17 protein-coding genes are annotated in these 18,306 nt (G+C 70.4%); 11 read left to right on the forward strand and 6 right to left on the reverse strand.

Annotated features, from left to right (window positions below):
* Positions 1-34: 34 nt before the first annotated feature.
* From ISU07_RS10190 to ISU07_RS10200, 3 genes are all read left to right on the forward strand, one after another.
* Positions 35-259 carry a hypothetical protein gene (locus ISU07_RS10190; protein ID WP_194706690.1) on the forward strand — a complete coding sequence of 75 codons (225 nt, stop codon included), beginning with the start codon at positions 35-37 and terminating at the stop codon, positions 257-259.
* Positions 260-307: 48 nt separating this feature from the next.
* On the forward strand, positions 308-1,876 hold the full coding sequence (locus ISU07_RS10195; protein ID WP_194706691.1) for a CocE/NonD family hydrolase: 1,569 nt from the start codon (positions 308-310) through the stop codon (positions 1,874-1,876).
* Between the two features lie 83 nt (positions 1,877-1,959).
* The gene (locus ISU07_RS10200) at positions 1,960-3,180 is read left to right on the forward strand and encodes a phosphodiester glycosidase family protein (RefSeq protein WP_194706692.1); all 1,221 of its coding nucleotides are present in this window, start codon (positions 1,960-1,962) and stop codon (positions 3,178-3,180) included.
* Positions 3,181-3,187: 7 nt separating this feature from the next.
* Here ISU07_RS10200 and ISU07_RS10205 read toward each other — a convergent pair whose 3' ends face one another.
* Both ISU07_RS10205 and glgC read right to left on the reverse strand, forming a co-directional pair.
* A complete protein-coding gene (locus ISU07_RS10205; protein ID WP_194706693.1) occupies positions 3,188-3,688 on the reverse strand; it encodes a hypothetical protein in 501 nt (166 codons plus the stop codon).
* Between the two features lie 35 nt (positions 3,689-3,723).
* Complete coding sequence (gene glgC, locus ISU07_RS10210; protein WP_194706694.1) at positions 3,724-4,971, reverse strand: glucose-1-phosphate adenylyltransferase; 1,248 nt, start codon at positions 4,969-4,971, stop codon at positions 3,724-3,726.
* A gap of 54 nt (positions 4,972-5,025) precedes the next feature.
* Here glgC and glgA point away from each other — a divergent pair, with 54 nt between their 5' ends.
* Positions 5,026-6,219: a glycogen synthase gene (gene glgA / locus ISU07_RS10215; RefSeq protein ID WP_194706695.1), complete on the forward strand. Its 1,194-nt coding sequence runs from the start codon at positions 5,026-5,028 to the stop codon at positions 6,217-6,219.
* On the opposite strand, the gene ISU07_RS10220 is transcribed toward glgA, so the two are convergent.
* Positions 6,216-7,175, reverse strand: a complete 960-nt coding sequence (locus tag ISU07_RS10220; protein WP_194706696.1) for a DUF1707 SHOCT-like domain-containing protein — start codon at positions 7,173-7,175, stop codon at positions 6,216-6,218. The genes glgA and ISU07_RS10220 overlap by 4 nt on opposite strands.
* A 48-nt stretch (positions 7,176-7,223) precedes the next feature.
* Positions 7,224-8,180, reverse strand: a complete 957-nt coding sequence (locus ISU07_RS10225) for a hypothetical protein (RefSeq protein WP_194706697.1) — start codon at positions 8,178-8,180, stop codon at positions 7,224-7,226.
* A gap of 217 nt (positions 8,181-8,397) precedes the next feature.
* Between ISU07_RS10225 and ISU07_RS10230 the strand changes: the two genes are divergently transcribed.
* Entirely contained in the window at positions 8,398-9,942 is a 1,545-nt protein-coding gene (locus tag ISU07_RS10230) for an LLM class flavin-dependent oxidoreductase (RefSeq protein ID WP_323742535.1), read from the forward strand.
* Here ISU07_RS10230 and ISU07_RS10235 read toward each other — a convergent pair.
* A complete protein-coding gene (locus ISU07_RS10235; RefSeq protein ID WP_194706699.1) occupies positions 9,927-11,615 on the reverse strand; it encodes a SulP family inorganic anion transporter in 1,689 nt (562 codons plus the stop codon). The genes ISU07_RS10230 and ISU07_RS10235 overlap by 16 nt on opposite strands.
* Before the next feature lie 54 nt (positions 11,616-11,669).
* Between ISU07_RS10235 and ISU07_RS10240 the strand changes: the two genes are divergently transcribed.
* The 3 genes from ISU07_RS10240 to ISU07_RS10250 are packed head-to-tail and all read left to right on the forward strand — an operon-like array spanning position 11,670 to position 13,653.
* A complete protein-coding gene (locus ISU07_RS10240; RefSeq protein ID WP_194706700.1) occupies positions 11,670-12,659 on the forward strand; it encodes a PQQ-binding-like beta-propeller repeat protein in 990 nt (329 codons plus the stop codon).
* 4 nt (positions 12,660-12,663) lie between these two features.
* A complete protein-coding gene (locus ISU07_RS10245; protein WP_194706701.1) occupies positions 12,664-12,972 on the forward strand; it encodes a hypothetical protein in 309 nt (102 codons plus the stop codon).
* Between the two features lie 9 nt (positions 12,973-12,981).
* Positions 12,982-13,653: an ankyrin repeat domain-containing protein gene (locus ISU07_RS10250; protein WP_228521668.1), complete on the forward strand. Its 672-nt coding sequence runs from the start codon at positions 12,982-12,984 to the stop codon at positions 13,651-13,653.
* On the opposite strand, the gene ISU07_RS10255 is transcribed toward ISU07_RS10250, so the two are convergent.
* Positions 13,650-13,973, reverse strand: coding sequence for a hypothetical protein (locus ISU07_RS10255; RefSeq protein WP_194706702.1), 324 nt, complete (start codon positions 13,971-13,973; stop codon positions 13,650-13,652). The two genes, ISU07_RS10250 and ISU07_RS10255, sit on opposite strands and share 4 nt — an antisense overlap.
* A gap of 45 nt (positions 13,974-14,018) precedes the next feature.
* Between ISU07_RS10255 and ISU07_RS10260 the strand changes: the two genes are divergently transcribed.
* From ISU07_RS10260 to ISU07_RS10270, 3 genes are read left to right on the forward strand one after another with little or no spacing between them, the layout of a single operon-like run.
* Positions 14,019-14,315, forward strand: a complete 297-nt coding sequence (locus ISU07_RS10260; protein WP_194706703.1) for a hypothetical protein — start codon at positions 14,019-14,021, stop codon at positions 14,313-14,315.
* Positions 14,316-14,319: 4 nt separating this feature from the next.
* The gene (locus ISU07_RS10265) at positions 14,320-15,198 is read left to right on the forward strand and encodes a hypothetical protein (protein WP_194706704.1); all 879 of its coding nucleotides are present in this window, start codon (positions 14,320-14,322) and stop codon (positions 15,196-15,198) included.
* 36 nt (positions 15,199-15,234) lie between these two features.
* Positions 15,235-18,303: a DUF3427 domain-containing protein gene (locus ISU07_RS10270; RefSeq protein ID WP_194706705.1), complete on the forward strand. Its 3,069-nt coding sequence runs from the start codon at positions 15,235-15,237 to the stop codon at positions 18,301-18,303.
* The last annotated feature ends 3 nt before the right edge of the window (positions 18,304-18,306 follow it).

Raw genomic sequence — 18,306 nt, forward strand, 5'->3', positions numbered from 1 at the left:
CCGCCTACCCTGGACCCGGCGGAGGGAGAGTCTCGTGGACCCGGATGACACGGCGCACGACGGTGGGCGGTTCGTGCCGCCGGTCGAGCCCTTTCCCGCCGCGCGGCTGAACGTGCCGGACCCCCTCCGCGTCCCGCGGTCGACGACCACCCAGGCCTGGATCGGCGTCGCGTGGGTGCTCGGCGTCCTCGTCCTGCTCCCCGTGCTCGCGTACGTCGTCTACCTCGTCTTCTTGTTCCTGGCCCGCGAACACGCGTGACGCGGGTCACGTCCCGTGACCTGAGCCGCAGCGTGGCGTTGGAGAGGTGTGAGCCGAAGCCGACTGCTGACCTCGACCATCGCCGCAGCCCTCACGGCCTCGGCCGCCGTGCTCATCACTGGGCTGACCGCGACCGCCACCACTCCGGCGGTCGCCGCAGCTGCGCCCAAGGTGATCAACGGCTGCCTCAGCAGCGTCCCGGACCCGGGCAGCACCGACCCGGTGCAGATCTGCTACTCGCTGTTCCGGCCGGCGTACGCGACCCGCAGTCACCCCGTGCCGGTGATCATGCACAGCCACGGCTGGGGCGGCTCGCGCACGACTGACCCGGCGTCGTTCCGGCGGTGGCTCGACGGCGGGTACGCCGTGCTGTCCTTCGACCAGCGCGGGTTCGGCGAGAGCGGTGGCACGGCCCAGGTCGAGAACCCGGACGTCGAGGGGCACGACGTGCGCGCGCTCGTCGATCTGCTCGCCCACAAGCGCTGGATCCAGCAGGACGGTCCCGGCGACCCGCGCCTCGGCGCGATCGGCGGCAGCTACGGCGGCGGTTACCAGTTCCTCGGCGCCTTCGAGGAGCTGCGCGCCACCGGCCGGCCGGTCTTCGACGCGCTCGCCCCCGAGATCACCTGGAACGACCTCAACACCAGCCTGGCGCCGCAGGGGGTGGTGCGCACCGAGTGGGCGCTCGCCCTCAGCGCCGCCGCGCTGCCGACCCAGGCGTTGTCGCCGGCCGTCTACCAGGCCCTGGTGCAGGGCGCGGCCACCGGCTTCTGGCCCGACGGCTCGCTGCCGGTGCCGGGCACTCCGAACATGGAGCAGTTCTTCGAGAAGAACGGTCCGCGCTGGCAGGTGTCCCAGGGTCGCAAGCTCGACATCCCCGTGCTGTTCGGCCAGGGCACGACGGACACGCTGTTCAACCTCCAGCAGGGACTCGACAACTGGCGCACGGCCATCACCCGCCACGCCCGCCGGCACAGCATCTTCGTGGCCTACAACGGCGGCCACACGCTCCCGGCCGTCTACCCGCGCGGCGTGGACGTCGCCTCCGACCCCTGCAGCAAGAAGCTGGCCGGTGGCGACTTCTCGACGCTCGCGAAGCGCTTCATGGACGAGCAGCTGCGCGGCAAGGACACCGGCCTCACCGGCTACCGCAAGCTGCACCTGGCGACCCCGGCGTCGACGTGCACCACGGTCGGGCGCGTCACCGCGAGCACGACGTACGACGTCGGCACGGTCGCCACGACCGAGACGGGTGGCGCCGCCATCGCGTACCCCGTCGCGAAGGGCCCGATCCGGGTCGCCGGGTCCGCGTACCTCACCGGCAACCTCACCGCGCTCGGCGTCAACAACCGCGCGTTCTACGGCCTGGCGGTCGGCACCACTCCACTCGACGCGACGCTGGTCCAGAACAACGTCATGCCGCTCAACGTGCTGGCCCCGGTCAACGGTGCCCCGCGCCGCATCGAGCTCCCGGCCGTCGCGGTCGACGTGCCCGCCGGCCAGACGTTGTACGTCGTCGCCTCGCCCGTGAGCGAGACGTTCATCGGCATGGGCAGCCGGACCCCGGGAGCGGTCGTGCTCCAGGACACCGTCGCGCACCTGCACGTCGTGCCCTGACCTATCGGTGGTCGAGGTGCGAGGAGCTCCGGCGACGAGCCTCGAGACCCCCTGACTAGGACCGCCTGGCTAGCCTGCCCGGCATGCGCGCCGCCGGACCGGTCCTCGCCGCCCTGACGGCGCTCGCCCTCGCCGTCCCGACGGCCCCGTCGACGGCCGGCGCCGACCCCGGCACGACGACACCCGACAAGCGCCCGCACCAGCGTGGGCCGCAGACCTCCGACCGCGTGCCCGGCACCATCGCGCCGTACGTCCCCCGCGCCCTGCGGACCGACCCGGTCATCAGCAACGAGGTCACCTGGCAGGTGGTGCCGGGCGTGACGTACCGCCAGTGGGACCAGCTCGACGCGCGCGGCCCCATCCGCGCGTACCTGCTGACCATCGACCCGGGCACGCCCGGCCTGACCACCGACTACGCCTCCAGCAAGCGCGTCAGCACCACCGAGACCGTGCGCGACATGATCGCCCGCGACCGTGCGATCGCGGGGATCAACGGCGACTTCTACGACATCGGCGACACCGGGGCGGCACTCGGGCTCGGTGTCGACCTCCAGCGCGGGTTGGTGCACGGCCGCAAGTTCGGCTGGAACCGCGCGTTCTACCTGAGGAAGGGCGTGCCGGAGATCGGCACCCTGGCCGTGAGGGCCAAGCTCGTCCAGGAGCCCTGGATGAGGATCAAGCACCTCAACTCGCCGACCGTCTTCGACGGCGAGATCGGCGCCTACGACTACCGGTGGGGCCCGACCGCCGGCTACCGGGTCGTCGACGGCCAGCACGAGGACGTCCGCGAGGTCGTGATCCGCAAGAACGTCGTGGTCTCGAACGAGCGCACGTTGAGCGCGGGCGAGAAGATCCGCGGCACCGTCCTCGTCGGCCGCGGCGCCGGCGCGCACGCGCTCGGCGTGCTGAAGCCGGGCGACCGCGCCCGCATCACCTGGCAGGTCCGGCACCGCCCCGACGTCGCCATCAGCGGCAACAAGGTGCTCCTACTGCGCGGCGTGCGCCGCGTGGTCGACGACCGCGAGCTGCACCCGCGCACCGCGATCGGCATCGACCACGAGAGCGGACGCGTGCTCATGCTCGTCGTGGACGGGCGGCAGAGCTTCAGCCGCGGCTACACGATGGTCGAGCTGGCCAACCTCATGCAGTCGCTCGGCGCGGACGACGCGCTCAACCTCGACGGCGGCGGCTCGTCGACCCTGCTCAGCTACGGGCCCGACGGCGTCGTCGGCGTACGCAACTCACCCTCCGACGGCTTCGAGCGCCGCGTCGCCAACGGCCTGGAGATCACCTACCGACCGTAGGTCCGGCTCAGGCCGGCACCGCGACCAGGGCGACGGTGGTCACCGCCGCGAAGCACTCCTTCAGCGGGCTCGCCACCGGATCCGGCTGCACCACCCAGCCGTCGGGACTCTGGGTCACGGTGACGCCGGGAGGTACGTCGCAGCCGATGGAGACCACCGCACCCATCAGCGTGAAGCCCTCCGGGATCGTCGCGGACGCGACGGCCCTGGCGATCTTGTTCTCCATGTTCGGCCGGTTGAACTGGGCCGCGAACTCGTGACGCGCGCCTTCGTCGGCCAGCGGGACGGCGTTCAGGTCGACCCGGCCGCCGGCCGCCGTCTGGGACAGGATCGCGACGGTCTGGGCCTCGACGCCGCTGCTGGGGTCAACGGTCGGGGGCGAGGTCGAAGCCGAGTCGGTCGGCGTGCCGGTCGAGGGGGCAGGATCGCTGGCCGTGTCCGAGGCCGCGTCGCCGCACCCCGCCAGCACCAGGGCAACGAGGAGAACCGGTCCGAGAAGTCGCTTCATGGCAGTACGACGGGCCACCCACGGGCGGCGTTCCGTCAGAGTGTCACCTTCTGTCCCTTGCCGACGACGGTCAGCCCGTCCTCGACCATGAAGCCGCGAGCGAGGTCGGCCTCCTGGTCGAGCCCGATGCGGGCTCCTGCGGGGATCTCCACGGACTTGTCGATGATCGCGTTGCGCACGACGGCACCGGAGCCGACGTGCACGTCGTGCATGACCACCGAGTCCGACACGATCGCGCCGTTGTCGACGCGCACGGCCGGCGACAGCACCGAGCGGTTGACCGTACCTCCCGTGATGACGACCCCGGGTGAGAGCAGCGACTCGTCGGTGCGCGACGGCTGGCCGTCGGCGCCCTGCCCCACCTTCACCGGCGGCTGCGGGCCGTACGAGGTGTAGATCGGCCAGTCGAAGTTGTAGAGGTTGAACACCGGCAGCGGCGAGACGACGTCCATGTGGGCGGCGTAGTACGAGGCCATGGTGCCGACGTCTCGCCAGTACCCGCGGTCCCGGTCGGTCGAGCCCGGCACCAGGTTGTCCTTGAAGTCGTAGACGCCTGCCGCCCCGCGGCGTACGAACGCGGGCACGATGTCGCCGCCCATGTCGTGCTTCGAGCCGTGCATCGTCGCGTCGAGCGTCACCGCCTCCACCAGCGCGTCGGCGTCGAAGACGTAGTTGCCCATGGACGCGAGGACCTCGTGGGGGCTGTCCGGAAGCCCGACCGGGTCCTTCGGCTTCTCGAGGAACTCGCGGATGGAGTTGGTGTCGTTGGGCTGCACGTCGATGACGCCGAACTGGTCGGCCAGCGAGATCGGCTGCCGGATGGCCGCGACGGTGCACGACGCGCCGGAGTCGACGTGCTGGTCGACCATCTGCGAGAAGTCCATGCGGTAGACGTGGTCGGCGCCGACGACCACCACGATGTCCGGCTTCTCGTCGTTCATCAGGTTCAGCGACTGGAAGATCGCGTCGGCGCTGCCGAGGTACCAGTGCTTGCCCACGCGCTGCTGCGCCGGCACCGGCGTGACGTAGTTGCCCAGCATCGTCGACATCCGCCAGGTCTGGGTCACGTGACGGTCGAGGCTGTGCGACTTGTACTGCGTCAGCACCACGATCTTCAGGTACCCGGAGTTCACGACGTTCGACAACGCGAAGTCGATCAGGCGGTAGATCCCCGCGAACGGCACGGCCGGCTTGGCTCGGTCGGCCGTCAGCGGCATCAGCCGCTTCCCCTCCCCACCGGCGAGCACGATGGCGAGCACGTTCCTTCTCTGTCCGGCGGCCATGCTCGCCAACGTAGCCGGTGCCCGTGCCCCGCCGGGAGGGGTAGTTTCAGCAGGGTGCGCGTCGACGTGGTCAGCAAGGAGTACCCGCCCGAGGTCTACGGGGGTGCCGGAGTCCACGTCGCGGAGCTCGTGAGGGCGCTCCGACAGATCGACGGGCTCGAGACGCGGGTGCACGCTTTCGGCAAGCCGCGCGACGAGGCCGGCACCACGGCGTACGCCGATCTCGACGAGCTCGCGACCGCGAACGGCGCGATCAAGACGATGGGCGTCGACCTGGCGATCGTCCCGGGCTGCGAGGGTGCCGACCTCGTGCACTCCCACACCTGGTACGCCAACTTCGCCGGTCACGTCTCCTCCCTGCTGTACGGCGTGCCGCACGTGATCACGGCCCACTCGCTGGAGCCGCTGCGCCCGTGGAAGGCCGAGCAGCTCGGCGGCGGGTACGCCGTCTCGTCCTGGGTCGAGAAGACGTCCTACCTCGCCGCGGCGCGGGTCATCGCCGTGTCGGCGGCGATGCGCGACGACGTGCTGGCGTCGTACCCCGACATCGACCCCGACCGCGTGAAGGTCGTGCACAACGGCATCGACACCGACGACTGGGCCCGCGTGGACGCGCCCGACCGCGTGCGTGAGCTCGGCGTCGACCCCGACCGCCCGTCGGTGATCTTCGTCGGCCGGATCACCCGCCAGAAGGGGTTGCCGCTGTTCCTGCGCGCCGCTGCCCAGCTGCCACCGGACGTCCAGCTGGTGCTCTGTGCCGGCGCTCCCGACACCCCCGAGATCGAGGCCGAGGTGCTGGGCCTGGTCGAGGAGCTGCAGCAGACCCGCAGCGGCGTGGTGTGGATCCGCGAGATGCTCCCGCGCCCCGACGTGGTCGCGCTGCTGTCGGCCGCGACGGTGTTCGCGTGCCCGTCGATCTACGAGCCGCTCGGCATCGTCAACCTCGAGGCGATGGCGTGCGAGACGGCCGTCGTCGCGACCGCGACCGGCGGCATCCCGGAGGTCGTCGTCGACGGCACCACCGGACGCCTCGTCCCGATCGACCAGGCCACCGACGGCACGGGCACCCCGCTCGACCCCGAGAAGTACGTCGCCGACTTCGCCGCTGCCCTCAACGAGGTGGTCGGCGACCCGGACCGCGCGCGGGAGATGGGCAGGGCGGGCCGGCAGCGCGCGATCGACGCGTTCAGCTGGGGCGCGATCGCCGAGCAGACGCTGGCGATCTACCGCGACGCCACGGCTCGCTAGCCGCCGTCGGCCTGGGTCGAGATGACCTTCCCGTTGACGTCGCCGAGGAGGTACCCGCTGTCGCCGGCGTCGTTGGTGACGTACACCGCGACCTGCGGGTCGTTGTCGATGATGTTGCGGTCGTAGATCACGTACGTCGTGGTCGGATCGGTGACGCCGAGCGTGGTGCGGGCGGTGTCGACCAGCGACATCACCTTGCCCGGGCGGAGGTCGGCGAGGTCGACCGGTCCGGTGTCCTGGCTCCCGTCCATCGGGTCTCCGAGCTGCTCGAACGCGCCGTTGAGGTAGTTCCAGATGGCCACGTTGCCGTCGCCCGCCGGCACCCAGGACACGACGTACCCGTCGTAGAAGACCGACCGCACGACCTGGCTGTCGTCGAAGCTGTCCTCGAACGTCGTGACGTAGTCGCGGATGCCCTCGCGGGTCAGCTCGAACGCCGGACCGACCGGGATCGGGTCGGTCGTCGTCGTCGGGTCCTCGGAGCTGCCCACGCGGGTGCTGAAGAGGGCGACCCCGGCGATCACCGGGCCGATGAAGAAGAGCAGGGCGACCCCGAGACAGCCGAACGCCACCTTGCGGCCGGTCTTGCCCGAGGTGGTCAGCGTCCGGGTCTTCGTGCTCGTCGTGCTCGTGGTGTGTGGTGGTCCGTAGAGGTCGGACGGCACGGGAGCCGTGGGTCGTGGCGTGCCCGTCGCGTAGGGGTCGGCCGCCGGTGCCGAAGGGGGCGGGACGATGGCGGTCGCGGGTGGCGGCGCGGGTGTCGCGGCGATGTCGCGGACCAGCAGGTCGAGCTCGCCGACCGTCGAGGCCGAGCGCACGCGCTCGAGGCGCAGGTCCCGGTCCTGCTGGCTGATCTGGTGGTTGCGCAGCGCCGCGTCGATCACGTAGATCGCGCGGTCCCGGTCGCGGTCCTTCACCCGCGCCTGGGGGTCACCGTCGAACACCGCATCTGGCACGGGCTCAGGCTAGTGGTCCGGAACGTTCCCGCCCCGTACTTCGTGGGCCTAGCCGGCGACCGGCGAGAGCGACCCCAGCCGGATGGTGGCGGGGTAGGCGATCGCGGTCGCGTCCGGGTCCCCGATGACGGCGACGCGGGTGTGGCTGCGGACCCAGTGGCGGTAGCCCAGCGCGGACAGGGAGAGGTAGCCGAAGCCGCGCTCGCGCAGCGCCCGCTCGAGCAGCAGGCTGGCGCCGTCGGCGATCAGCAGGCCGTGCACCTCGGCGTTGTTGAGCCGCGGGCCGAGCTCCGCGCGCAGCCAGTCGACGTGCCCCGCGAGCTCGTCGTGGGCGTTGTGGCCGACGGCGGTCGCTTTGTACGAGACGACCAGCCAGTCGCCGCGCTTGACGACGTCGCCGTCGTCGGTGATGCGCGCGACCAGGTCGGGACGGCGGCCGTCCTCGAAGCTGTGCGCGCGGCCGTCGAGCCGGTCGGTGTCCAGGTCGGCGAGCCGGGCCGGGTACCCGAACCGGCCGAGCAGGTCGAACCGGTCCAGCAGCCAGCCGCGGAACGCCTCGCGGCTGCCGGTGGGCAGCACCTCGAAGTCGCGGCCCGAGCCCTCGGCGTACGTGCCGAGCCAGGTGTCGAGGAGCTGGAGGTACTTCTCGGCGTCCTCGTCGGAGACCGAGAGACGGTCCAGGACCTTGGCGAGCAGCCCGAACCGGCCGACGACCGGGTAGGCCTCGAGGACGTCGACGGGCAGCCGGAGGATGCCGGCGAGCTCCTGCGGGGAGACGTCCAGGCTCTCCGGGAGGACCCAGCGCGGGTCCTCCAGGCGCATGAACATACGGTCCAGGACCGGGCAGCCGAAGCGGCCGATGATCAGCGGCGGCGCGATGACCGAGACGTCGTCGGTGACCATCTCCTCGACGATCTCGTGCACGGCCTCCACGAACGCGGTGGCCTCGTGGACCGCCACCCCTGACGTCCGCACGAGATGATTGATGACCTGCGACGACTCCATCGTGTGCCCTCCCCTTGGCCCCAGACGACGTGCCATCGAGTCTAGGAGCGGGCCTGGGGTCGGGATAGCGCCGCGGCAAGAGGTCCAGACCGACTTTGGGTTAAATCTCGGGCGTTCCCGCGTCGCGGCCGGGCGAGGGGTGTTATGCCGTCGCCCCCACATCGGCCCGAACCGGACGGCGGTCCGCTTCTGGGGCGTCTCGGATAGGTTCGCCCCCGTGGACTACGGCCATGACCTGGAGTTCGGCGTCTTCCTGTCCCCGGACGCGCTGGCCGCGGCCCGGACGCTCGAGCTGGCGCAGCTGGCCGACGTGCTCGCGTACGACCTGGTCACCGTGCAGGACCACCCGTACCAGGCCAGGCACCTGGACGCCTGGACCCTCCTGTCGGCGATCGCCGCGCGCACGTCGGCGGTGCGGGTGGCCCTCAACGTCGCCAACCTCCCGCTGCGCCCGCCGGCCGTGCTGGCCCAGTCCGTCGCCTCGCTCGACGTCCTCAGCGACGGTCGCGCCGAGCTCGGCCTCGGGGCCGGGGCGTTCTGGGACGCCATCGTCGCCGTCGGCGGACCCCGCCGGTCGCCCCGCGAGGCCGTCGACGCCCTCGAGGAGGCGATCGCGGTCATCCGCGCCGTGTGGGCGGCCGGCGGCGGGCGTGCTGCCGACGTCGACGGCACCTACTACTCCATCAAGGGCATGCACGCCGGTCCGGCGCCGGTGCACGACGTGCAGATCTGGCTCGGCGCGCTGAAGCCGCGGATGCTGCGGCTGACCGGCCGGCTCGCGGACGGCTGGCTCCCCAGCCTCGGGTACGTCACGCCCGACGCCCTGCCCCGCATGAACGCCGCCATCGACGAGGCCGCCGTGGCGGCCGGCCGCGCGCCCCAGGCCGTCCGGCGGATGCTCAACATCTTCGGCGGCCACGAGTACCTCCGCGGCACGCCCGCCGTGATGGCCGAGCGCCTCGCCTCCCTGACGCTCGAGCACGGCACCAGCACCTTCATCCTCGGCTCCGACGACCCGGACGAGCTGCGCCGCTTCGCGACCGAGGTCGCTCCCGCCGTCCGCGACCTCGTCGCCGCGGGACGCTCCGGACACACCATGGTGGTCGGGCCGGGCGAGCGTCAGCGAGCCCGTGTCGAGACCCCGGCGCCGCACGACCCCGACCTCCCCACCCCCACGCCGGACGACGGGACCCGCCTGTCCGCCGCACTCCCCTGGGACGAGTCGGCCCGCCCGAGCGCGCCCGCGAGCGAGGCGCCGTACCTCCAACCCACCATCCCCCAGCACCTCGTCGACATCCACGACCACCTGCGCGCCGAGCTGGAGCAGGTGCGCGACATCGTCGACCAGGTACGCCGCGGGCAGATGGGTGTCGGCGCCGCCCGGTCGGTCATCAACACCATGACGATGCGGCAGAACAACTGGACGCTCGGGGCGTACTGCGAGTCCTACTGCCGCATCGTCACCGGCCACCACACGCTCGAGGACCACTCGGTGTTCACGCACCTGCGGCGCAGCGAACCCGACCTCGGCGCGGTCCTGGACCGGCTCTCCGAGGAGCACGTCGTCATCCACGACGTCCTGGAGCAGGTCGACGACGCCCTCGTGGGCCTCGTCGGCGCCCCGTCGTACGGCGCCGACGCGACCGCCGCCCTCGACGAGCTGCAGCGCGCCCTGGACCTGCTGACCGACACGCTCCTGTCCCACCTGGCCTACGAGGAGCGCGAGCTGATCGCGCCCCTCGCGCGTCACGGGTTCAGCTGACCTTGCACCCATGCCTGGTAGGCCTCGACCGTCGTCGGCAGCGTGGCGAAGATCCGATCGGGCGAGATGTGTCGCAGGAACGGCGTCGTCGCGAGGTCCTCACGCAGCTCCTGCTTCATCCGGGAGAGCCCGACGCTGATGCCGCGGCGTTCGAGCTCGGCCCTCAGCTGTTCCAGCGCGTCGGCCGCCGTGATGTCGACCTCGGAGACGGCCTCGGCGTTGAGCACGAACCAGCGCACCGGCGTCTCCGCCTCGTCGACGGACCTGAGCGCACGCAGCCGGAAGTCCTCGGCGTTGGCGAAGAAGAGCGGCGAGTCGTAGCGGTAGATCATCAGGCCGGGGACGACGGTGGCCGACGGGTAGTCGTCCACGTCGTGCATGCCGGCCATCCCGGGCACGATGCCCAGGACAGCATCGTGCGGTCGGGCGACCCGGCGCAGCAGGTCGAGGACCGAGAGCGCGATGGCCGCCACGATGCCGAGGAGCACGTCGAGCGCCAGCACGGAGACGGTCGTGGCGAGCGCGAGGACCAGCTCGCTGAGGCGGAACCGGCCGAACCGGACGAGCTCGCGGACGTCGACGAGCCGGGTGGCGGCGTACACGACGACCGCCGCGAGTCCCGCGACCGGGAACGCCGCCAGCACCGGACGCAGGACCAGGATGGCGAGGATCGTGCACAGCACGGTGACGGCGCCCCCCAGCTGGGTGCGTTGACCGACGGCGTCGCCGATCGCCGTGCGGCTGCCGCTGCTGCTGACCGGGAGTCCGCCGACCAGGCCGGCGCCGAGGTTGGCGCCGCCCAGGGCGAAGAGCTCGCGCTGGGCGTCGACCGTCTCGCCATGACGCGAGGCGAACGCCCGGCCGGTGAGGATGTTGTCGGTGTAGGCGACGAACGCGATGCCGACCGCCGGGCCGATGAGCGCGGTCAGGTCCTGGGACGCGACGTCCGGGAGGCCGGGTACGGCGAGACCGCCCGGGATCTCGCCGACGGTCGCGATGCCGTGGTCCTTCAGGCCGAGCAGCCACACCGCCGCCGTCGCGCCGAGCATGCCGATCAGGGCCGTCGGTGCTCGCGGGAAGAAGTGCGCGATCGTGAGCAGGGCGGCGAGCGTGACCAGGCCGAGGGTCGCGGTCGGCGCGTGCATCCGGTCGAGGTGGGAGAACACCTGGCGCACCTCGTCGACGAACGACGAGGCGTCCTCCTCGATGCCGAGCAGCTTGCCCAGCTGCGAGGCGGCCATCGTGAAGGCGATGCCGGCCAGGTACCCGACCAGCACCGGCCGCGACAGCAGGTCGGCCAGCGCGCCGAGCCGGAGCGCCCAGCCCGCGAGGCAGCAGGCCCCGACCATCAGCGCCAGGGCGGCCGCCAGCGGTACCCGGCTGTCGCCCACGGCCACCAGCGGGCCCAGCGCGGTCGCGGTCATCAGCGCCGTCGTCGACTCCGGGCCCACGCTGAGCTGACGCGACGAGCCGATCACGACGTACACGGTCAGCCCGCCGACCACCGCCCAGAGCGCGGCTTCGGACGGGACGCCGGCGACCTCGGCGTATGCCATCACCTGCGGGATGAGGTACGCCGTCACCGTCACGCCGGCGAGCAGGTCGCCGCGCAGCCAGGTGCGGTCGTACGCGCGCACCCACTCCGGTGGACTTGGCAGTGGCACCGCCCTCATGGCCGTGAGGGTAGGGCGTTGACCGCCCTCCGCGTCGGAGCCCACCATCACGCCATGGCCGGGGCGAGGGCAGTCGTGGGTGTGCTGGCCTGCGTGCTGGTGGCGGGCTGCTCCGGTTCCGAGTCGTCGACGCCGGCGCCGCAGCCGACACCGTTGACGCCACCCGCCTCGGTCGACCAGTCGGCTTGGCTGACGGCCCAGGTCGAGGTCGCGCAGCCGGACGGGCTCGCGGCGTTCGGGGACTCGGTGTACGTCAAGACCGACACGGGGACGGTCGTCCGGGTCGACGCGGCGGATGCGACAGTGGTCGGCAGCGCGACGATCGACACCTACAACGACGCCGGTCATTACTGCACCGGCATCGGTACGGACGGCACCAGCCTGTGGGCCTGCTCGGCCGGTCGCGACGGGACCGACGTGGTGCGGCTCGACCCGGACACGCTCGAGGTCCTGGACCGGGTCAGGATCGACAAGGTCTTCGACCAGCTGACCCTGCCGGTGGTGGACGGCCGCGTGTGGGTGTTGTCGGGCACGGGCGACCATCTGACCTATCTGGACACCGACACCCGGAGGAGGCGCACCTGGCCTCTGGACCAGCGCTGCTTCCAGCTGGCGGCGACGGCCGGTCGCGTGTACGCGACCTGCCTGCTGGCCGACCTGGTGCTGGCGCTGGACGCCACGACCGGCGAGGTCGTCGCGCGGGCCGACGTGCCACATCCGACCAACATCAGTGCGATCGGCGACCAGGTCTGGGTCAGCACCGGCACGGGCCTGCACCAGTTCTCAGCCGACCTCGAACCGTTGGCGACGTACGAGGACCTGGTGGCCGGCGCGGAAGGTGACGTCGTCGCCACGACCGACGCCGTGTGGGTCCGTCAGGCGGCCGGATTCCTGTTCCGTCTCGACCTGGCCACCGGCGCGACGACGCAGTACGTCGCCGACCCGGTGCCCAGCGGCGGCAGCGTGCTCGTCACCGACGACGCGGTGTGGACCTCGGCGTTCAACGACGATGTCGTGTACCGCCTCGACCCCGGCCTAGCCTGACCTCGTGGAGACCCGGCGCACCATTTGGAGGCGCGACCGGCTCTTCGTCCAGGCGGTCATCACCGACGACGGGGACCTGGTCTTCGAGGGGCAGGACCTCAACGGCTGGCTGGGGTACGCCGAGTACGAGTACTGGGTGACTGCCCCCGCCGCCCTGGTGCCGCGAGTCGTGTCGGCCTTGGGCGGATCTCCAGGCGACGACGTCCTCGACCTGCTCGCCGTCCACGCCGAGGAGATCGTGCACCGCGGTGAGTCGACCTGGCTGCGGTCCCTCGGCATCGAGCCCGGCATCTCCACGCACAGCACGGACTAACGTCGCCCCGTGGGTCTCATCTGGACGGGCTTCCTCGAGCCGTCGCTGCTCAAGCCCGCCGTCGTGGAGCGCGGGACCCGGCTGGCCGATGCCGCGAAAGCGGGCCGCTGGGACGAGGTGATGGCCGTGCTCGGGGAGCCGCTGGTCTCCCCGGTCCAGTGGCGGTTCGGCGGCGACTCGTGGTTCACGCCGCTGCACCAGGCGGCCTGGCACGGCGCACCTCTCCCGGTGGCATCGTCGCTCGTCGAGCGGGGAGCGCTGCGGTCGTTACGTGCTCACGACGGGCGGACGCCGTACGACGTCGCCGCCGATCGCGGCCACGACCACCTGCTCGCCGCCCTGTCACCGCCGCCCTCGCCCTTGGCACCGGAACGGATCGCGGCGCTGGATGCCGGGTTGGCCTCGGTCATCGACGGCCGGCTGAGGTTGCCGGGCGGGATCGCGGACTCGTACGGGAAGCCGCTGCGCGAGTGCCTGCGGTACCCGCCGGTCGAGGTGCTCCACGAGGCTCCGGGGGAAGGGATGTGGTTCCCGGTGCCGGAGATGTACGGAGGGTTCTCGGTGCGGCTGATGCGCGGGTACCTGTACGTCGAGTCCTGGATCCGCATCGTCGGCGGCTCCGGCCAGGCACACGTGATCACCCACGAGGGCGCGGTGCTCGTCGAGGAAGGGTTCGTCTAGCCCCGGTGCGTCTCGTCAGGGTCCGTCGCGTCGGCGAGCAACCGGCGCTGGTCCTCGAGCGAGTCCACGAACACCCGCAGGTGCCGCGTGACGGCGTACGGGACGTTCTGCCGCATCAGCATCATCGTCACCTGGCTGGGCAGCCAGGCCTCGCGCTCGAGCATCTCGCGTTCGTGCTCGCTGACGACCGTGAGCCACACCACGGGACGGCCGTCCACGTCAGGGAGCCAGTGGCACGCGCACACCCCCCACGACCCCGTCGACGCGACGATCGTCGGCAGCGCGATATCGACCTTGCGGGCGTCGGCCGGGTCGATCACTCTTCAAGTGAACACGGTCTGTGAGCAGGGCATGGGGGAGGAACGATGGCAGAGGGTGGCGGAGGTTCGTGGCGCGACGTGATCGGCGCGGCCAAGCAGCGGGCCAAGGACCTGACCGGTGACGAACGCACCCAGCAGGCGATCGCCAAGGCAACCGCCGGCGCGCAGGTGGCGACGCACCACTTGGACCAGACGCGCCGCAAGGTCACCCAGGAGGAGTCCTGGGCCGAGGTGACGACGGCCATCGAGGAGCTCGTGCAGGTGACGCTCGCACAGCAGCAGCTCATCGAGGGCCTGGTCGTGCGCGTCGATGCGCTCGAGGCCGGCCGGTCCGATGGATAGCTGGGTGCGCCCCACGGCTCTGACCGAGCTGGCCGGCCGGCTCGGCACCGACGCGTCGCTGGCGTGGTCCGATCTCGTCGCCCGCGCCACCGCCGCCGACACCCTGGCCCTCGTGCACGAAGAGGTCGCCGAGGTCGCCGAGGACATCTTCGGCCTATGGGACCGGCTGAGCGCCGAAGCCCAGCACGGTGCCGAGGCGGCCGTCGGGGTCGCCGCCGACCTGGTCGCCCACTTCGAGCACCTCACCGACGAGCAGCTCCAAGGCCTCACCGACACCATCCAGGACACCGCCGACGAGCTCCACGCCGAGGCCCTGGCGGAAGCCGGTGAGCCCGAGTCACCCGAGTCACCCGAGGACGAAGCCGGCAACAGCCTCGAGCGCCAGCTCGTCCTCGACGCCACCACCCACATCCAGGGCGTCGCCCGCTCCGGCCTCGCCGGCCTCGCCTCCGGCGTCGGCATCGACCCGCTCGGCGTCACCCAGCAGGCCCGTTCCATCGCCGGCTCGCTTGTCCCCGTCCCCGGCCTCAACCAGATGGTCCCCGAGATGGCCGTCGTCTCCCTCGCCGCCTCCGCCGGCATGCGCATCCGCAACGGCGAGTCCGTCGCCGACGTCAAGCAGTGGCTGGTCGACGAGCTTTCCACCATCGGCGTCGCCAACGCCGCATCGGTCGCCGTCCAGCTGCTGAGCGGCATGGTCTTCCTCCGCCCCCTCGCCGTCCTCGGCGCCAAGTGGGGCCGGGCGCGGGCTGAGACGTCCGCTCAGGCGACGGTCGCCATCCGTTCGGCTCGCGAGAAGCTCGCCGTCTTGATCCCCGATGGACCCAGCACCTCACGGGGCCAGTCCACTCAACAGTCGGAGAATGCTCATGAATTGATGTGAGGCCGTGGCAAGCTGACGCCCTCATGAGGGGGTCGTATGGAGATCGGGCTCTACGAAAGCGTCGTCACGACCGAGTTGCAGCGACGGCTCGAAGCAGCTATCGGTTTCGACGTCGACACCGCAGGAGTCGACCCTGCCGATCAGGTGCACGTTCTCGCGCGACACATCGGCGCCGCCATTAGCCGCAGACTTTCCGGCGAGCGGGACCCGGTGCGGCGGCTTGCCGTCGCCAATGACCTAATCGCCGCGATTGAGGCGACCGAGCCCACTGTGCTCGAACCCCTCCGCGAGTTACGTGGTATTCATCCTCCCGTAGGTCCGGGACAGCTCGCGCGGTATGCCCAGCGACCGAAGACGCCGTTGAACGACGCGGCGCTGCTCACCAATGCTCCGGATGAACCATCGCTGGCGGCCGAACTTCGTGCCGAGATCGAGTCCGCCGACAAGGTGGACCTGCTTTGCGCCTTCGTGATGTGGCGAGGCTTGCGTCTGCTGGAGTCACCGCTGAGGCGAGCCCGCGATGCCGGGGTTCCATTGCGCGTGATCACCACGACCTACATCGGCGGCACCGAGAGAGAAGCTCTTGATCGTTTGGTGAAGGACTTCGGGGCCGAGATCCGCATTCAATACGACGCGGCCCGCACCCGATTGCACGCCAAGGCGTGGCTGTTCCGTCGTCACACCGGGTTCGACACGGCGTACGTCGGCTCGTCAAACCTGTCGACCAGTGCGCTCCTGGAGGGCGTCGAATGGAACGTTCGCTTGTCGCAGCAGGCGACCGGCGCCTTGCTCCACAAGTTCGAGGCAACCTTCGACTCCTATTGGAACGCCGCGGAGTTTGAGCCGTATGACCCGGACCGCGATCGCGACCGCCTGGACGACGCGTTGGCCGCGGCACGAGGTCATCGGTCCGGTGACCGAGTCACGCTGTCGATATCTGGGATCGAGGTCCGGCCGTTTCCCTACCAGCAGGAGATGTTGGACGCCATCGACGTGGAGCGACGCGTCCATGATCGGCACCGCAATCTCGTCGTGGCGGCGACGGGCACGGGCAAGACGGTGATCGCCGCCCTTGACTACCGACGTCTGTGCGACGGAAGCCACCGACCGCGTCTCCTCTTCGTCGCTCATCGACGCGAGATTCTGGAGCAGTCGCTGCGCACCTACCGCGAAGTCCTCGGCGACGGCTCCTTCGGCGAGCTCTACGTCGCGGGCGCCCGCCCGGAACGGTGGGAGCACGTCTTCGCGAGCGTGCAGTCATTGACCTCTTACGGCGTGTCCACCATCCCCGAGGATGCATTCGACATCGTCGTCATCGACGAGTTTCACCACGCGGAGGCCCGCACCTACCGCCGGATACTTGACCACCTGCAGCCGCGCGAGCTCCTAGGCCTCACGGCTACTCCCGAACGCGCGGACGGTGTCGACGTGCGGTCCTTCTTCGACGGGCGCACTGCGGCGGAACTTCGACTCTGGGACGCCTTGGGTGCTGACCTCTTGTGCCCGTTTCACTATTTCGTTGCCGCCGATCAAACGGACCTGCGAAGTCTGACCTGGTCTAAAGGTGGCTATGACGAGACCGAGCTGGACAACCTGTTTACCGGCAACGACGCACGTGCGCGCATCGTCCTGCAACAACTGCGTGACAAGGTGTCCAGCATCGGTGCCATGCGCGCTCTTGGCTTCTGCGTCAGCGTCGCGCATGCCGAGTACATGGCCCGGGTCTTCAACGAAGCCGGCGTACCTGCCCTCGCCGTGAGCGGCACCACGGCACGCGCCGAACGCGACCAAGCGCTGAAGAATCTCCGCTCGCGGGCGGTCAACATCCTGTTCGCGGCCGACCTCTTCAATGAAGGTCTCGACATCCCCGAGACCGACACCATCTTGCTTTTGCGTCCCACGGAGAGCGCCACCATCTTCCTGCAGCAGCTGGGTCGGGGACTGCGTCGCACCCGCGACAAGGCAGTGCTGACCGTGCTCGACTTCGTGGGCTATCACCGCAAGGAGTTTCGTTTCGACCTCAAGCTGCGAGCCCTCACCGGGGATTCTCGTGCCGGCATCGAGCGACAGGTCAAGGAAGGCTTTCCGTTCCTCCCCTCGGGCTGCTCGATCGAGATGGATCGTCAAGCCCAAGCCCTGGTCCTGGACAACATTCGGTCCCAGATCGCCAACCGTTGGCAACAGATCGTGGCCGAGCTTCGCCGGTACGACGAAGCCGAACTCGCCCAGTTCCTGGAGGACTCGGGAATCGAGTTGAGCGACATCCTCAGGCGAGGGAGTCACTCGTGGACTCGGCTGCGGAGAGACGCGGGATTGCCCACCGAGCCCGGATCCGACTTGGAGTCAGCGCTCCTCAAGCGAGTGCGCGCGTTCGCGCACGTCGACGACCGCGATCGAGCTCAGGCCTACGCCCGGCTGCTCGACGAGGACGCACCGGCCTACGACGAGCTCTCGGACACCGAACAACGTCTTGCCCGGATGCTGTTCAACTCGTTGTGGTCTGACGGTGGGGGCTTCAGCAGCGTGACGGAGGGCTTCGCCGCGTTGCAGCGGGAGGCGGCCACGCGGCGCGAGATCGCCGCGGTCGTCGACCTGTCGTTCGAGGCGGCGCGACACGTCACGATCGACCTGACGGGAACGCTCCGCCATCTTCCTCTCAAGGTGCATGCGCGCTACCAGCGAGAGGAGATCTTGGGTGCACTCAACTTCCCTAGGAACCCGAACAGCTTCCGGGAGGGTGTGTGGTACTCCGAGGAGCACAACGTTGATGCCTTCTTTGTCACCCTGAAGAAGTCCGAGTCGGACTACTCACCGACCACCATGTACCGCGACTATCCGGTCTCGCCCACGATGTTCCATTGGGAATCGCAGTCCACCACGTCGGTCGCCTCCAAGACCGGCCAGCGCTACCTCAGCGGCTCAAGCAGCGTGTTGATCTTCGCGCGCCACGAGCAGAAGGACGAGTTCGGCACTTCGCCGTACCTCTTTCTCGGCCCAGCCCACTATGTGGAGCACACCGGGGACCGGCCCATCGCGATCACTTGGCGCCTGGACCACGCGCTTCCGACGGACTTCTTCGCCGTGGCGAGTGCCGTCGCTCAGTAGCGG

Origin of the sequence: Nocardioides islandensis, assembly GCF_015352455.1 — a bacterium.
GTDB classification, from domain to species: Bacteria; Actinomycetota; Actinomycetes; order Propionibacteriales; family Nocardioidaceae; genus Nocardioides; species Nocardioides islandensis.

Excerpts from the sequence above, each read along its gene's own strand:
- ISU07_RS10200 (WP_194706692.1), top strand. The coding sequence starts at position 1,960 with ATGCGCGCCGCCGGACCGGTCCTCGCCGCCCTGACGGCGCTCGCCCTC.
- ISU07_RS10205 (WP_194706693.1), bottom strand. The coding sequence starts at position 3,688 with ATGAAGCGACTTCTCGGACCGGTTCTCCTCGTTGCCCTGGTGCTGGCG.
- glgC (WP_194706694.1), bottom strand. The coding sequence starts at position 4,971 with ATGGCCGCCGGACAGAGAAGGAACGTGCTCGCCATCGTGCTCGCCGGT.
- ISU07_RS10225 (WP_194706697.1), bottom strand. The coding sequence starts at position 8,180 with ATGGAGTCGTCGCAGGTCATCAATCATCTCGTGCGGACGTCAGGGGTG.
- ISU07_RS10235 (WP_194706699.1), bottom strand. The coding sequence starts at position 11,615 with ATGAGGGCGGTGCCACTGCCAAGTCCACCGGAGTGGGTGCGCGCGTAC.
- ISU07_RS10240 (WP_194706700.1), top strand. The coding sequence starts at position 11,670 with ATGGCCGGGGCGAGGGCAGTCGTGGGTGTGCTGGCCTGCGTGCTGGTG.
- ISU07_RS10260 (WP_194706703.1), top strand. The coding sequence starts at position 14,019 with ATGGCAGAGGGTGGCGGAGGTTCGTGGCGCGACGTGATCGGCGCGGCC.
- ISU07_RS10270 (WP_194706705.1), top strand. The coding sequence starts at position 15,235 with ATGGAGATCGGGCTCTACGAAAGCGTCGTCACGACCGAGTTGCAGCGA.